Genomic DNA, 16,390 nt, shown 5'->3' with positions numbered 1-16,390 from the left:
GACTGGCTTTCTGCGTTTAAACAGCCCATTGCCGCAGGCCAATTAGTAATCGTTAACTGCCCTGGGGGTGATATTTCTCAACCAATGCTAAGGCGATAGCTTCAGTTTCTATATCCGGTACGCCGCGAATATTTTGCGCCCTGAAATGCATCTGAAAAGCCTTAATAACCTGAATGGTTTCATTATCCAACACGCCGTTTTGTGGGATTTGATAGCCATAACGGGCCAATGCCTGCTGAATAACAGTAACAGAGCCGATATCATACTTATTTCGGCCATTAATATACTTAGCAACTGTTGCGTCATCTGGCCAAGCGCCTATGCCTTGCTCGGCTAAACGTTTCCATGGGAATAACGGGCCGGGATCAGACTTTCGCTGTGGGGCGATATCGCTGTGAGCCACGACATTCATCGGCGCGATATTATAACGCTCGATAATATCTCTGCTAAGGCGCTCAATCAATTCAATCTGAGATTCATTGTAAGGGTACCACTTTCTACCCAACATCCTCTCAGTGAAGCCCTTATTGACGATTTCGATACCTATAGAGGTATCATTGAGACTCGTGCGCCCTTCCCAGTAACTCACCCCTGCATGCCAGGCTCTTTGGCTTTCAGGCACCAATTGCAAAACAACAGGTTTACCCCCAACATTCTCAGGATGCGTTTTTACCAAATAATGAGCGCTAACATCGCCCTGAGTCAGTATGCGTAGTGATTCAGCATCATCTGTTGCAGTATAATGAAGCACTAAAAACCGCACCCGCTCATTTTGAGCCACTGATGGATTATTAGTATCGATTTTATACTCACCACGGTCGATCAGTTTATGCGGCCGGTCACTGTGAGGGCTACTACACCCCGCCAATAGCAGTAACAAACCCGCGCTTAATAACTTCCTCATCATTTTTCTCCCTATAGTATGATTAAGCACGGTTATAGTGACCCAACCGAATTAAATGGACTGTCAACAATACATTTAATTAACAAATCACAAGATGGAATAATACTAAGCACAAGAAATAGTATTAGATCAATAATTATACATAGAAATTAATTACCGTTATGGCTGTTTTAACAACTCACCTGGCCGTCGGATCACTTACACCTTGGCGGCAAGGTATTTGCCAAAAAAAACGGCCCCTGGTTAAAGGAGCCGTCCGGTGTGGGAAGGAATAAATAGTTATAATTAACAGCCGATTAAAAATATCCAATAATTATAAAGTATTTACCCTATTTCGCTTTCTCCTCAGAAAGGATATTCGCGATAACCCATTTGTTCTGAGATGTTACGTGCCGCGCGATGCAAAGATTTAACAATATTACTTTTGCTGTCTTCAGAGAAACGCAGTGTCGGGTATGAAATACTTAAACCCGCGATCACTACACCGAAACGGTCAAAAACAGGTACAGCGATACAACGTAAACCTTCTTCTTGCTCCTCGACATCTTCGCCAAAGCCCTGCTCACGCACCAGATCCAGCACTGGCAATAATGCAGCCGCGCTATCCAGAGTGTGTTTAGTGCTACGGGTGAACTCGATATGAGACAAGATTTCCTCTACTTCACCACGGTCACGCCACGCCAATAACACTTTACCAATTGCAGTACTGTGCAGTGGGTTACGACGACCAATACGGGAATGCATCCGCAGGTTATACATAGAATCAATTTTATGAATATAAACAATGCTGTCTTCATCCAATGCGCCCAAGTGAATAGTTTCACGAGTTTCATTAGATAATTCACGCATCTGTATATCTGCGCTACGAATCAAATCAACATTTTGTAACGCTTTAGCCCCCAGCTCAAACAACTTCAGCGTAAGGGAGTATTTCTCTGATTCGCCTTCCTGGGCAACATACCCCAAGGATTTCATGGTCTGGAGAAAGCGGTAAACCGTACTTTTTGGCATCATTACCCGTTGAGAAAGCTCGGTAATACCAATCTCCCGCTCTTCACCCAATGCTTGTAAGATGCCAAAAACCTTCAGAACCGACGACACAGAGTCGGGCTGTTTATCTAGATCTGCAATAGCCATTTATTGGTTACCCTACTCAGTTTTCTGTGTTTCATAAAACAATATGTTTTAAAAAAAATAGAACAGTGGTTTTATTATAAAGGGAAGTTGCGAGACTGTGCAATAAACCAATGTGAATAATAAGATATTAGCCTTGCAGACAGCAAATTAGCCTCTTCCCATGAAAGAGGCTAGTGCAAAATTTAACTATTGCCAGACAGATTCAGGCAAAGTGGCCAAATAGAGCGCAGGTTTGCCATGAACATCTGATGTAAACAGAATTTGTTTGTCATCAGGGGTAAAAGAAGGGTGTGGATGCGTCACCTGCCGATCACCTTCAAATACCTGCCATGAGGTATCGTGGCGAGCAACACGATGCTGACTGCCATTTTTCATGTTGAATACATACAAGAAAGGATCGTTTTCAATCTTATAGCCGCTGTCATCTTGTACATCTACCGGTGCATCTGAACCATCGCCGACCATCAACGTACCGTCGTAGTTACTCATCAGATGAGAACACGCCGGCATAGAGGTCAATTGGCGGTTTTCCAATGTCTGTGGGTCCGCACTGTAGATAAAGCGATCCGGGCTGCCTTTCAAATAGGAGACATACACCAGCGCCGAACCATCAGGTACCCAGAACTCATGGGTACAGCTTTCGCCTTCGGCATGGGTTTTCACTTTACGCATGTTGCTACCATCTTCATTGATTAGCCACATACGTGCGTCAACCAGATCGTGTGGACCTTCATGGCAGAATGCGACCGTACTGTCATCATAAGGGCGATAGATTGGGTGACCTAACCATTGATTCTCTTGCAAAATCACTGCCGACTCACCGGTTTTCAAGTCAACACGCATCAAACGGCAGCAAGGTTTAGTGAAATAGAACTCATGGAATTTCTTCCAATCGGTCAAGGGTACCCAGTCTTCACGTTTAATTTCAATACCAACCAATTTGGTACAATCTGAATTGGCGACCCAGGTACCATAACCCACCCACTCTTCAGGCACTTGATAAACCACGGTCTCTTCCAATGTGGCAAGACAGACTCGCATCAGGTTACGGCCATCTTTGACATAAAACAGTGCGTCGTCTTCAGGTGACAGGAAACCACCAAAGGTATTGTCGCCACGCCCTTCTGTCAGTTGTGTTGCCACTTGCGTGTTGAGATCCAACAAGTAATAGTTCCACGGACCATCAAAAGCGCCGCCGAACAACAACTTACTGCCATCACGGGTGAAACATTTTTGATAGAAATAGTTACGGTGGCAAGTGACATCAGGCGGCGTTAACCGCGTAACTTGTGCACCGGTAGAGGCATCCTGATATGTGTGAAATGTCAGGGGGATTTGTTTACCTTTGGCCATCAGGAAAGTCCTTAAAATCATCAGAGAATTAAAATTTGCCCGCAGGGGAACCTGTTAGGCTAATACTATCTCACATTATAGAAACGATGTTTCATTTTTCCGTGATCGCGGTTCTGTTTTTACTGATTTAGCCAAATTACTGTGTTTATCAGCCTGTTAATCTGGTTACGATACCAGCACCACATCGCTATTTACAAATAAGCCGGCTGGCAAGGATGCATTCAAACACAATACTGGTTAGCATATAAACACTTACCTACCTCCTTATTTTTACAGATAAAACCTATGACTCCATCATCAAGCGATGGCATGCCGGTTCCTCAACGTTATGCTGCAATACTGGTTATTGCTCTCGGTATTACCATAGCGGTGTTGGATGGCACTATCGCCAACGTCGCTTTGCCGACGATTGCCCGTGACCTCAATGCCAGCCCAGCCACGTCTATTTGGGTGGTGAATGCTTACCAGTTAGCTATCACTGTGTCGTTGCTCTCAATGGCATCTCTGGGCGATATTATTGGGTATCGGCGGGTTTATCAGACTGGTTTACTGGTATTTAGTGTGACATCACTGTTCTGCGCCCTGTCTGATTCCTTATGGACGCTAACATTTGCCCGTGTGCTGCAAGGGCTTGGCGCAGCAGCCTTAATGAGCGTTAATACTGCATTGATTCGAATTATTTATCCGCGGGCGCAATTAGGCCGAGGTATCGGCATTAATTCATTGATTGTGGCTGTCTCAGCCGCCGCTGGCCCCACCATTGCCGCTGCGGTGCTATCAGTCGCCTCATGGCAGTGGCTGTTCGCTATAAATGTCCCCATCGGCTTGTTGGCATGGTTATTAGGTATGAAGTATTTACCCGCCAATAATATGAAAAGTAACGGTAACCGCTTCGATTTTACCAGTTGTGTTATGAATGCCCTGACCTTTGGTTTACTGATAATCGCTATCAGTGGTTTTGCTCAGGGGCAAAGCCCGACGCTCATTGCTGCCGAAATTATCGCATTGCTGTTGATTGGTTTCTTCTTTGTACGCCGCCAGCTTAGCCAGCCTTTCCCGCTGCTTCCGGTTGATTTATTGCGCATTCCTATTTTTGCACTCTCGATCGGCACCTCTATTTGCTCTTTTGCCGCACAAATGCTGGCAATGGTGTCACTGCCTTTCTTCTTACAAACTGTGCTGGGGCGTGATGAAGTAGCAACCGGACTGCTGTTAACCCCATGGCCGTTAGCAACCATGGTGGTAGCACCGATAGCCGGGCGATTAGTCGAACGTTATCATGCAGGATTATTAGGTGGGATAGGTTTGGCGGTGTTTGCCAGTGGTTTATTCCTGCTAGCATCGTTACCAGCCAACCCCAGTGATATGAACATTATCTGGCGGATGGCGCTATGCGGTGCCGGTTTTGGCCTGTTTCAGTCACCGAATAACCACACCATTATTTCTGCTGCACCGCAGCATCGTAGCGGTGGGGCCAGTGGCATGCTAGGCACAGCACGTTTACTGGGGCAAACCTCTGGAGCGGCATTAGTGGCATTAATGTTCAATCTGTTTTCAACCAGTGGCACTCATGCTTCACTCGTACTGGCGGGCTGCTTTGCCAGTATCGCCGCATTGGTCAGTGTACTGCGCATAAGCCAGAAACGTAGCTAGGCTCAGGCTGCCATAAAAAACCCCGCTGGCGAGCGGGGTTTTCAATCAGATGATCTTATTGTGGCTACTTCAGATACTGGCCTGAACGCAGCGCTTCAATACGTTTGTCCAGCGGCGGATGCGACATAAACAGCTCGCTGAAAGTCTTGGACTTACCATTAATGCAGAAAGCCATCATGTTGCCTGCTTCCTGTGGCTCATAGCTAGTTTTCAGCCGTTGCAAGGCGGCTATCATCTTCTCACGCCCTACCAGCTTCGCTGAGCCGGCATCAGCGTGGAATTCGCGATGGCGCGAGAACCACATGGTGATAATGCTGGCCAGAATACCAAAGACCAATTCCAAGACCATTGATACGGCAAAGTAGACCATCGGGTTACCGGCGCTACTGCTTTCATTATCACGATCACCCGATAAGAAACCGGCAGCGACTTGCGCAATTAAGCGTGAAATGAAGATCACAAAGGTATTCACAATCCCCTGAATCAAGGTCATGGTGACCATATCGCCGTTAGCGACGTGGCTAATTTCATGAGCGATAACGGCTTCCGCTTCATCACGGCTCATGTTCTGCAATAAACCTGTACTCACCGCCACCAAAGAGGCATCACGACGAGCCCCGGTCGCAAAGGCGTTAATATCCGGTGCCTGGTAGATAGCAACTTGTGGCATGGCAATACCGGCTTGCTGAGATTGGCGACGTACCGTATCCAGCAACCAGCGCTCAGTTTCATTGCGCGGTTGTTCGATAACCTCACCACCCACTGAACGCAAAGCCATCCATTTGGACATCAGCAACGAAACAAATGCGCCGCCGAAGCCGAACAGACCAGCCATGATCATCAGCCCTTGTACACTGCTGGACTGAATACCTGTCAGGCTTAGTACCAACCCGAACACCAACATAACGGCCAGGTTGGTGAGAAGGAACAGAGCGATACGCATCATAAAAATTTATTTCCTTATTGTTTTAAGTCGACACTGTGTTGAGTCACATGGTTCTTAAGTCAAAATTGACATAATCCTGAATGATGACTTAGCCAAATTACTACTGAGATACGCTGATCGTATGGGCATCTGATAAATTTTCAAGGCTTGTTAAGTTCTAACAGAGTAAATCAACATAACTTTACAAATTTGGATACTTTTCATTACATATTTTGCTATTTTTTCGCCAATTAATAAATTGCGTGATAAGAAAAACGCAAAAAAAATCCGGGCTCGTTAAGGCCCGGATCCTTCATATTGTCTGCTGACTTATTTTGCAGCAGGTACTGCCGCCGGTGGTGATTCAACCTGCGGTTGCGCTTTTTCTTTATGTGCTAAATCCAAAGCGATATGAACAGTCTCATCCAAATAAGGGTCTGGCTCCTGATAGTCTTTTGGCAAATCATCCAATGACTTCAGTGGCTTTTTACCTTCACGTTTGAAACGCTCATTCAAGCGATTCAGCCGCGTGGCATCATCATCATGGTTCTCCTTTTCACGCTGAGCGTAATTGAGAGAGACAATGTTGCGTTTCTCTTTCAACGCTTTATAACGTTCAATATCTTGCTGAATATGCTGGAATTCAGGATCAGCGGCGATACGTGTTGTATGCGCTTTCAGCAACTCAGGCTCCAGTGGCTTCAGATCGCCGCTCTTGACGTAGCTGGCCGCATTGATACTGTCCCAAGGCAAGGCGTTATCTTCAAAACTCTCACCCGTTTCTGCCGGATCGACACCTGTTGGCATCACGATATCCGGGGTTACCCCTTTACGCTGAGTACTGCCACCATCTACCCGATAGAATTTCTGGATAGTGTATTGCAGTGAACCTAACGCTGGCCATTCCGGGCGCAACATTTGATCGTAAATACGGTTCAGCGACCGATACTGTTGAACAGTACCTTTACCAAAGGTTGGCTCACCGACAATTAATGCACGACCATAGTCCTGCATAGCGGCAGCAAAGATTTCAGAAGCGGATGCGCTGTAGCGATCAACCAACACCACCAGCGGGCCTTTGTAGTACACCACGCCATCAGTATCACTGTCTTCACGCACTTTGCCGTTATTATCCCGCACTTGAACCACTGGCCCACTAGGAATAAACAAACCGGACAGTGACACAGCCTCGGTCAGAGCACCACCACCATTGCTGCGTAAGTCAATAATAATGCTACTGACATTCTCTTTCTCCAGCTTCTGCAATTGCACCTTAACGTCTTCTGTCAGGCCAACATAGAAACCAGGGATATCCAGTACACCGACGCGCTCTTTGCCGATAGTTTTCACCGACATTTTCACTGCGCGATCTTCGAGGCGAATGCGTTCACGGGTCAAGGTGACAGTACGTGGTTTGGTGCCTTTACCGGCAGGTAAAATCTCCAACCGCACTTTACTGCCCTTCGGCCCTTTGATTAACGCCACGACATCATCAAGACGCCAACCAATTACATCCACCATTGGCTTACCGGTTTGACCCACACCGATTACCCGATCACCTACGGCGATAGTTTTACTTTTCGCCGCGGGGCCACCAGGAACCATAGAGTTGATTAAAGTGTAATCATCATCCATTTGCAGGACAGCACCAATACCTTCCAGAGACAAGCTCATTTCAGTATTGAACTGTTCGGTATTACGTGGCGACAGATAGTTGGTATGAGGGTCAATTTCATGCGCAAACGCATTCATAATTAACTGGAAAACATCTTCGCTATTACTTTGCGTCAAACGCTTAATGGCAGCCTGATAGCGTTTAGTCAGCGTCTCTTTGATCTCTTTATCCGTTTTACCGGTTAATTTCAAATTAAGCTGATCATATTTGACTTTTGCGTCCCAGAGCTTGTTCAGCTCAGCTTCGCTGGTCGGCCAAGGGGCTTTAGCTCGGTCAATATCAATGGTGTCATTACCGGTAAAGACCATCGGCCTGTCCAGTACTGACAATGCATATTGGTAGCGCTCAAAGCGGCGTTTTTGCGCCAAATTGAATAACGCAAAAGGCGTGTCTAACTGGCCTGATTTTAACTCATCATCCAGCGACTGCTTTTTATCCGCAAACTGTGCCACATCTGATGCCAACAACACGTTATGGCTGTAATCCAGCATGTTGAGGAATCTATCAAATATTTTGGCGGAAAACTGATCGTCCAGAGCGAATTGGCGATAGTGAGAGCGAGTGAAGCGCGATGTTACGCGCTCACTCACGGTTGCATGCTCGGGTTCCTGACGTAGTTGAGGTAGCTGATCAATGCGATACGTCGTATCCGCTGCGTAACTCGCCCCCGCCAGTAACAAGCCTGCGATTGCTGTTAGTCTGACAAATTTGTTCATGCCTAGGTTGGCCTCCGTATCAGAACTGCAAGTGTTCTGCGCGCACAATCATCGCCAGACCGGAAGATAGCTGCACCCGTACGCCATCTTTAGCGATTTCTAATACGGTTGCGTCCATCGCGCTCTTACCTGCTCTGACTTTGATTTCTTGACCAATTTGCAGTTTAGAGATATCTGTGACCGGCACAGGGCGTGGCTGGTTTTCCTCGGCCTGTGGGCGAGGTGGCCGAGCCTGTGGTGGGCGAGGTGACTGACGAGGCTTGCGGTTTTCCGAAGCCACACCCGCTTCACGACGCGGCGCAGGTTTTTTACCTGCCGGACGTGGGCGACGTGGCTCTGGGGTTTCACCCGCAGCAATGGCAGCTTCGCGCTTTTTAGCTTGTTGTTCAGCACGTTGTGCCTGAACACGGGCTTTCGCCTCTTCGAGCTGTTTGCGGGCATGTTCTACATGTTGCTCTTCCAGCACACCACAAGGGTTGCCGTCTAAATCAACACGTTCAGCACCGACTTTGACCCCATAAAGATAACGCCAGCTTGAGGTATAGAGACGCAGCGCAGAACGCAATTGCGTTTTGCTTAAATTCTCTTCCCCCTGAACACGTTCGACCAGATCTTGAAAAATACCGATCTTCAGTGGACGTGCTTCGCCTTCGGCGGTGAAGCAAAGCGGGAACCGCTCAGCCAAAAAGGCTATGACTTCTTTACTACTGTTCAACTTAGGTTGATTTTCCATGAAATTTCCTGATTACAACGGGTTTGCCAACCAGCGCAGGCATGAACAGGCGTCATTATAATGACGCCATCAGCAATTGCCACGTTATCCGTATATCAACTTGCAGTCTGTGTGACATATTTATCACTGTCACACAGGTCAAGATGCTCGCAAAGCCCCGCCACGACTGAGATTAAGCCCAATTCATCGGTTTCGTCAAAGCGATCATAAACAATGCTGTCGATATCCAAAACGCCGATAATTTTACCCTTCGCAGTGATTGGCAGCACAATTTCAGCATTACTTGCGGCGTCACAGGCAATATGGCCGGGGAATGCATGCACATCTGCCACCCGCTGAACGCGGTTTTCTGCCACGGCGGTTCCACATACACCTTTCCCAATTGGAATGCGTACACAGGCGATTTTCCCCTGAAAAGGACCGAGTACTAATTGATTACCGTCGATCAAGTAAAAACCAGCCCAATTCAACCCATCAAGGCGCTCATAAAGCAAGGCACTGGTATTAGCCAGAGTAGCAATAAAATTCGTTTCACCTGCAATCAGGGCACTCAAATCACGTTTTAATTCCGCGTAGAATTCTGCTTTTTTCATGTAATGACCGTTAGAAACCTAAGAATAGCCAGAGGCGATAGTTATGCTTAGCTTATATAAAGTAATCATTAAATACCCTTGGCTACAAGGTTATTCCGCTATAACGAAGTAAAAGAGTTGTCGACATCGGGGGTTTGGCCCGTTTTGCCCCTTGTTTTGACCGATTGCTCTGCTACCATCCGCGCTATTCTTTATAAACCGGCGTCAGCATCAGGGTTTTATAATATGAAGGTACATGCCATTCAACGGCCACTCTCCACTGCAAGGGTTCAGCGTTGCTGCCAGTGCGATGCGCTATTTACCCTGCCGCCGCTCAATGGTACACAAACAGCCTATTGCCCACGGTGCAGCGCAAAAATTGCCAATGGGCGCGATTGGTCCCTTACCCGCCTGACCGCCATGGCGGTTGCCATGTTACTGCTGATGCCATTTGCTTTTACCGAACCGCTGATTACCATTCGTCTGCTCGGCACGCGTATTGATGCCAGTCTGCTGGAGGGGGTTTGGCAGATGAGTCGCCAGGGCGGCCCGATTACTGCCAGTATGGTGGCATTTTGTATTATTGGCGCTCCCGTTACACTCACCGCATCGATTCTGTATCTGCGTATCGGCAGCCGGATTGGTATGAACCTGCGCCCGGTGTTATTGATGCTGGAGCGGCTAAAAGAATGGGTCATGCTAGATATCTATCTTATCGGTATGGCAGTGGCCTGTATTAAGGTCAAAGAGTATGCGGACGTTATGCCCGGTGGCGGGTTGATAGCGTTTCTGGCTCTGACGTTACTCAGTATTCTGACGCTAGTGCATTTGAATCTGGAGCAGTTGTGGGAGCGATTTTATCCCCAAGAGCAGCCCCCTGGCCCACGAGAAACATTGCGCATTTGCCTGTCATGCCATTATACCGGGCACTGCGATGCACGCGGCCGCTGCCCACGCTGCCATACCCCTTTGCGCCATCGCCGCCGCCATAGCATCCAAAAAACCTGGGCGGCGTTAATCGCCTCGATAGTCCTGCTGTTGCCTGCTAATCTTTTACCGATATCAATTGTTTATGCCAATGGTACCCGCATGGAGGATACTATTTTCTCCGGCGTGGTTTCTCTGGCTTCTTCGGGTAACCTGCCCATCGCCGCAGTGGTGTTTATCGCCAGTGTACTAGTCCCATTTACTAAAGTGATTGTGTTGCTAACATTGTTGCTCAGCATTCATCTGAAGACACAACATAGTCTTAAAACACGCATGCGATTACTGCGACTAATTACCTGGATTGGCCGTTGGTCGATGCTAGATCTCTTTGTTATTGCGTTAATGATGTCGCTGATTAATCGTGATCAGCTCCTTTCCTTCACTATGGGACCGGCAGCCTTCTATTTTGGGTCTGCGGTCATTTTGACTATCCTTGCTGTTGAATGGCTCGATAGCCGATTGATTTGGGATGCACATGCAACAGGAAACGCCGAGTACACCGACTGAGGCACAAATTAAACATAAACGCCGGATATCGCCTTTCTGGTTGCTGCCTTTTATTGCCCTGCTGATTGCCGGTTGGCTGGTTTATAACAACTGGCAGGACCGTGGTACCGAAGTCACTATTGATTTTCAGTCTGCCGCCGGTATTGTGGCGGGCCGAACCCCTATTCGCTATCAGGGCGTTGAGGTCGGGATGGTGCAATCCATCAGTCTGGATGATGACCTGCGCAATATAAAAGTCACCGCCAGTATCAAAAATGATATGGAAGACTCATTGCGAGAAGGGACACAGTTCTGGTTAGTGACGCCAAAAGCCTCTTTGGCTGGAGTTTCTGGCTTGGACGCGCTAGTCGGTGGTAACTATATCGGGATGATGCCAGGCGAAGGCAAACCGCAGAGCCACTTTACGGCATTAGATACTCAGCCCAAGTTTCGTATGAATACCGGCGAGCTAATGATTCACTTGCAAGCCCCTGATTTGGGGTCACTCAATAACGGCTCACTGGTTTACTACCGTAAAATCCCGGTTGGCAAAGTCTATGATTACAATATCGCACCTGATAATAATGGCGTTGTCATTGATGTACTGATTGACCGTCGTTTCGCCAAATTGGTAAAAAACGATACCCGCTTCTGGAATGTGTCTGGTTTTAAAGGTGATTTCAGTCTCAGTGGCGCGTCGGTTCAAATGGAAAGTCTGGCCGCTCTGGTCAATGGTGCTATTGCCTTTGACTCCCCCAAAGACAGCCAGCATGCGAAGCCGGATCAACCCTTCCAGCTCTACCCCGATTTAGCACATAGCCAACGTGGTGTGGCGATTACGCTGGATTTACCCAGCGGGAGTAGTTTAAGTGAGGGGCGAACACCGCTGATTTATCAGGGGTTACAGGTGGGTACCCTGACCAAAATGACACTTCAACCGGACAGTAAAGTGATCGGTGAACTGACCATTGATCCATCAGTGGTCGATTTGATGCGTGCAGGCAGCCGCATTGAAATGAACAGCCCACGAATCAGCCTTAATGATGCCAAACTGAGTGAACTCTTGACTGGCAATACATTAGAGTTAATCCCAGGTGAAGGGGCGCCACAAACACACTTTACGGTGCTACCAAGCAGTAAAAGTCTATTGCAGCAGCCCAATGTGCTCGAATTGCAATTAACCGCTCCACAAAGTTATGGCATTGATATCGGCCAGCCGCTCTCCCTACATGGGATTAAAATTGGCCAAGTCTTGACCCGTGAGTTATCAGCCGACGGTGTTATCTTCACGGCGGCAATTGAAGCCAAATACCGTGATTTGGTGCATAAAGACAGCAAGTTTGTGGTTAACAGTCGGCTGGATGTGAAGCTCGGGATTGATGGTATTGACATTCAGGGCGCCAGTGCACAGGAGTGGATTGATGGTGGCATTCTGATACTGCCGGGCAGTAAAGGTGAAGCCCTGAATAAGTATCCGCTGTATAGCAGCGTAGCCAAAGCCACCGATGGCATTTTAGGTAACGCCCCCGCCACAACACTACGTTTAACCGCTGCCAGCTTGCCCGATGTGCAAACCGGCTCTGTCGTGTTATATCGCAAGTTTCAAGTAGGTGAAATCACCCATATCAAACCGAAAGCGAATGAGTTTGAAGTGGAGGTCTATATTCAACCTGAATATCGAAATTTACTCACTGATAAGAGCATTTTCTGGGCCGAAGGCGGAGCAAAAGTTCAGTTGAACGGCGGTGGGCTAACGGTGCAGGCATCGCCTTTGAACCGCGCCTTAAAAGGCGCTATCAGCTTTGATAATCTGGAAGGTGTGACACTGGATAAAGGGGCCACGCGAACCTTGTATGGCAATGAAACTGCTGCCCGTGCCGTCGGCAGCCAGATCATATTGCGTACCTTTGATGCCAGCAAACTAGCAACTGGCATGCCGATTCGCTATTTAGGTATCAATATCGGTCAGGTCGAATCGCTGAAGTTGGCACCCGAGCGCAACGAAGTATTAGCCAAAGCCGTGCTCTATCCCGAATATGTGCAGAATTTTACCCGAGCCGGTACCCGCTTCTCCATTGTGTCGCCGGAGATCTCTGCCGCCGGGGTCAATAATCTCGACACATTGTTCCAACCTTACATTAATGTCGAGCCGGGTAAAGGTGACACCTTGCGTACTTTTGAGTTGCAAACCGCCACTATTACCGATTCCCGCTACCTTGATGGGCTGAGCATTATTCTGGATACCGCCGAAGCAGGATCATTGCAGGTTGGTACCCCGGTGCTGTTCCGTGGGCTTGAAGTGGGTACAGTTACCGGGCTTAACCTTGGTGCAATGTCTGATCGCGTGCAGGTATCGATACGGATCAGTCAGAAATTCCAGCAGTTGGTGCGGCAAAATAGCGTCTTCTGGCTGGCGTCAGGTTACAACCTTGAATTCGGCCTAACCGGTGGTGTGGTGAAAAGCGGCACCTTCCAGCAATTTATACGCGGCGGTATTGCTTTCGCGACTCCACCGACTACGCCATTGGCCCCGAAAGCCAGCGTGAATCAGCACTTCTTGCTTAACGCTGAAGAGCCTAAGGATTGGCGCAATTGGGGGACAGCAATCCCTCGCTTTTAGCTAGTCATCAGGGTAGCTCACATTGGGCTGCCCTGGTTATTCCCCTACATTATTTCTGCGTAAAGATTAATCTTCGTGTGCAATCTGCGGCTCACTCGGTGCTACTACCTCCAGCACACATTGTCGCAACCAACGGTGCGCCGGATCGGCATCCATGCGCGGATGCCACAGCATCGAAACTGTGATAGTCGGTAATGTTAAAGGAAGAGGAAAACTGTACATCCCTCTACGCAGATTTTGTGTATGCCGCTCAGGAACAGTCGCCACACAGTCCGTCTCTCTCACCAGCGCCAATGCGGTGGATATGCCATCAACCGAGGCGACAATACTCCGTTCAATCCCGAGTAATTGTAGCGCCTCATCAATCGGTCCTTTATGGCCCTGACGCCGTGAAACCACAATATGCCCCTGAGTCGCATAGCTCACGGGGGTGATTTCCTCTCCACATAACGGGTGACCAACACGCACCACCCCCATAAAGCGATCGCGGAAAAGTGCCCGTGTGCGTAATTCAGGGCTGGCAGCCAAACCCACAACCCCCGTTTCCAGATCCACCATACCATCGCGTAGCAATGCGCTGTCTTTATTCAATTTCTGCATGAAACGCAGTTGCACATTGGGCGCTTGTTGATGAATCCGGGTCAACAATGCGCCACCGAAGTTTTCAACAAAGCCATCGCTGGTACGCAAAGTGAAGGTACGCATCAACTGTGCGAGATCCAGTTTCGCCGCAGGACGCAGCACCGATGTTGCTTCTTGTACTAATTGGCTGACCTGTTCACGCAGCTCAAGCGCTCTTGGTGTGGGAACTAAGGCGCGCCCTGCTCTAACCAGCAAGGGGTCACCGGTTGTTTTACGTAATCTTGCTAACGCCCGGCTCATTGCCGATGGGCTCAGCCCTAATCGCTGGGCAGCTCGCGCCACGCTCCCCTCGGCAAGCAGAACATTGAGTGTGATTAACAAATTGAGATCGGGTTTTGTCATGCACTAACTCTAGCATAACCTTATGCTGACATGGCGTTATATGCATGGATAAACTGCATTTCATGCGTCTTCCGCCTTATGATGTAATGCCCTAGTCTCTCCTGAACAAGTCATTCAGGAGTTAACCCATTAATGAAAATCAATACCGAAAACATCGATAGTGACATCATCGCCAACAGTGCGCTAAGCAGAATAGTTATCAGCCTCTCACTGCCGATGCTGCTGTCCTCATTAGCAACCAGCATCGCTAATGTAGGCTTGCCCACGTTAACACTCACTTTCAGTGCCTCTTTTCAAGCGGTGCAATGGGTCGTTTTAGCCTATTTACTGGCGATTACCACCTCGGCCATTAGCATTGGACGTTTGGGGGATATCACTAACAAACGCCGATTGTTGAATGCGGGGATTGGTTTATTCACAGTAGCCTCTATAGGTTGCGCGTTAGCTCCTGGTATCGGAGTGCTAATCGCTGCCCGTGTATTACAGGGATTGGGGGCCGCCACTATGATGACTCTGACTCTGGCGCTGGTAGGTGAAGCTGTCTGTAAGGAAAAAATCGGGCGTACGATGGGCATACTCGGTAGCGTATCGGCTGTCGGTACGGCACTTGGGCCATCAGTTGGCGGCATGTTAATCAACGAATTCGGTTGGCCAGCGATGTTTCTGATTAACATTCCGTTGGGGTTGTTAGCCCTATTTTTACTATCACGTTATTTACCCACACCCGAATCATTAGCCATTGACAACAATGGGTTACAACAATCCCATAGCGGTTTTGATCCCCTTGGGATGCTGCTACTGGGCCTGACTCTGGCACTGTATGCCCTTGCCATGACGCTCGGCCACGGCACCTTCGGCACACTTAATGTCGTGTTATTACTCGGTGCAGTAATCGGTATCGGGTTATTCGTTAGGGTAGAAAAGAACGCAGCATTCCCATTAATTCATACCGCTATGTTGCGCCACTCACGGTTGCGTAGCGCATTGATAGTCAGTGCATTGGTCACCACTATCATGATGGCAACCTTAGTCGTGGGGCCATTCTATCTTTCGCGAGCTTTCGCCATGAGTACACAATGGGTTGGATTGTCGATGTCCGCCGGCCCAATAGTCGCGGCCCTCATCGGGGTTCCTGCTGGTTATCTGGTCGACAGATTAGGTGCTCAAATGATGGTGATTATAGGATTAACGGCGATCACTACCGGGGCGATTGCGCTGTCGATGCTGGGGCCAGTTGCTGGCCTGCCCAGCTATATACTGCCGGTCTGCCTGATTACAGCGGGCTATGCTATTTTCCAGGCCGCAAATAATACCTTGGTGATTAAATCTGTTAGCGCGCAACAGCGAGGCATTGCCTCCGGCATGCTGAATCTTTCGCGCAATCTCGGGCTGATTACTGGCGCATCTGTCATGGGGGCTATTTTCGCCTTTGCCTCCGCCCAACAAGATATTCAATTAGCAACTGTGGATCACATCACTCAGGGAATGCAGTTTACTTACCGCATAGCCGCCCTACTGGGCGGGGTTGCTTTAGCTATTTCTGCAATACATTCAAAAAGAAAATCTAATCAATAACCAGGCTCTTTGATATGAGACTCAGTGTATCCTTATTTTGCTGAATGGATTCATGCCAGAAAATCCCAAG

General features: G+C 48.4%; 12 protein-coding genes. 4 read left to right on the top strand and 8 right to left on the bottom strand.

Annotated features, from left to right (window positions below):
- Positions 1-52 precede the first annotated feature (52 nt).
- From A6J67_RS13645 to ogl, 3 genes are all read right to left on the bottom strand, one after another.
- Positions 53-904 (bottom strand): N-acetylmuramoyl-L-alanine amidase, encoded by an 852-nt coding sequence (locus tag A6J67_RS13645; protein ID WP_050074102.1) that lies wholly within the window; start codon positions 902-904, stop codon positions 53-55.
- A 345-nt stretch (positions 905-1,249) separates the two neighbouring features.
- On the bottom strand, positions 1,250-2,041 hold the full coding sequence (gene kdgR, locus A6J67_RS13640; protein WP_032905808.1) for a DNA-binding transcriptional regulator KdgR: 792 nt from the start codon (positions 2,039-2,041) through the stop codon (positions 1,250-1,252).
- A gap of 186 nt (positions 2,042-2,227) precedes the next feature.
- Complete coding sequence (gene ogl, locus A6J67_RS13635) at positions 2,228-3,394, bottom strand: oligogalacturonate lyase (RefSeq protein WP_042569905.1); 1,167 nt, start codon at positions 3,392-3,394, stop codon at positions 2,228-2,230.
- Positions 3,395-3,679: 285 nt separating this feature from the next.
- Between ogl and A6J67_RS13630 the strand changes: the two genes are divergently transcribed.
- Positions 3,680-5,047 (top strand): MFS transporter, encoded by a 1,368-nt coding sequence (locus A6J67_RS13630; protein WP_005182948.1) that lies wholly within the window; start codon positions 3,680-3,682, stop codon positions 5,045-5,047.
- A 64-nt stretch (positions 5,048-5,111) separates the two neighbouring features.
- Here the strand turns inward: A6J67_RS13630 and htpX are convergent, their stop codons facing one another.
- The 4 genes from htpX to A6J67_RS13610 form a co-directional block, all read right to left on the bottom strand.
- On the bottom strand, positions 5,112-5,993 hold the full coding sequence (gene htpX, locus A6J67_RS13625) for a protease HtpX (RefSeq protein WP_005182949.1): 882 nt from the start codon (positions 5,991-5,993) through the stop codon (positions 5,112-5,114).
- A 309-nt stretch (positions 5,994-6,302) separates the two neighbouring features.
- On the bottom strand, positions 6,303-8,363 hold the full coding sequence (gene prc / locus A6J67_RS13620) for a carboxy terminal-processing peptidase (RefSeq protein ID WP_005182951.1): 2,061 nt from the start codon (positions 8,361-8,363) through the stop codon (positions 6,303-6,305).
- A 19-nt stretch (positions 8,364-8,382) separates the two neighbouring features.
- Positions 8,383-9,096, bottom strand: coding sequence for an RNA chaperone ProQ (gene proQ, locus A6J67_RS13615; RefSeq protein WP_005182952.1), 714 nt, complete (start codon positions 9,094-9,096; stop codon positions 8,383-8,385).
- A gap of 95 nt (positions 9,097-9,191) precedes the next feature.
- Entirely contained in the window at positions 9,192-9,689 is a 498-nt protein-coding gene (locus A6J67_RS13610; protein ID WP_005182953.1) for a GAF domain-containing protein, read from the bottom strand.
- 225 nt (positions 9,690-9,914) lie between these two features.
- Between A6J67_RS13610 and yebS the strand changes: the two genes are divergently transcribed.
- Together yebS and A6J67_RS13600 are read left to right on the top strand one after the other, a co-directional pair.
- Positions 9,915-11,162 carry a membrane integrity lipid transport subunit YebS gene (yebS, locus tag A6J67_RS13605; protein WP_032905810.1) on the top strand — a complete coding sequence of 416 codons (1,248 nt, stop codon included), beginning with the start codon at positions 9,915-9,917 and terminating at the stop codon, positions 11,160-11,162.
- Positions 11,131-13,761 (top strand): PqiB family protein, encoded by a 2,631-nt coding sequence (locus A6J67_RS13600; protein ID WP_050297739.1) that lies wholly within the window; start codon positions 11,131-11,133, stop codon positions 13,759-13,761. Before yebS ends, A6J67_RS13600 begins: the two co-directional genes overlap by 32 nt.
- A gap of 66 nt (positions 13,762-13,827) precedes the next feature.
- On the opposite strand, the gene A6J67_RS13595 is transcribed toward A6J67_RS13600, so the two are convergent.
- On the bottom strand, positions 13,828-14,745 hold the full coding sequence (locus tag A6J67_RS13595; RefSeq protein WP_050297740.1) for a LysR family transcriptional regulator: 918 nt from the start codon (positions 14,743-14,745) through the stop codon (positions 13,828-13,830).
- A 132-nt stretch (positions 14,746-14,877) separates the two neighbouring features.
- Between A6J67_RS13595 and A6J67_RS13590 the strand changes: the two genes are divergently transcribed.
- A complete protein-coding gene (locus tag A6J67_RS13590) occupies positions 14,878-16,320 on the top strand; it encodes an MFS transporter (RefSeq protein WP_050297741.1) in 1,443 nt (480 codons plus the stop codon).
- Positions 16,321-16,390: the final 70 nt, after the last annotated feature.

The sequence above is a fragment of the Yersinia sp. FDAARGOS_228 genome, from assembly GCF_002073315.2.
Classification (GTDB): domain Bacteria; phylum Pseudomonadota; class Gammaproteobacteria; order Enterobacterales; family Enterobacteriaceae; genus Yersinia; species Yersinia intermedia.
The sequence above is the reverse complement of the archived record's forward strand: the minus strand, read 5'-3'. Positions and strand labels throughout refer to the sequence as shown.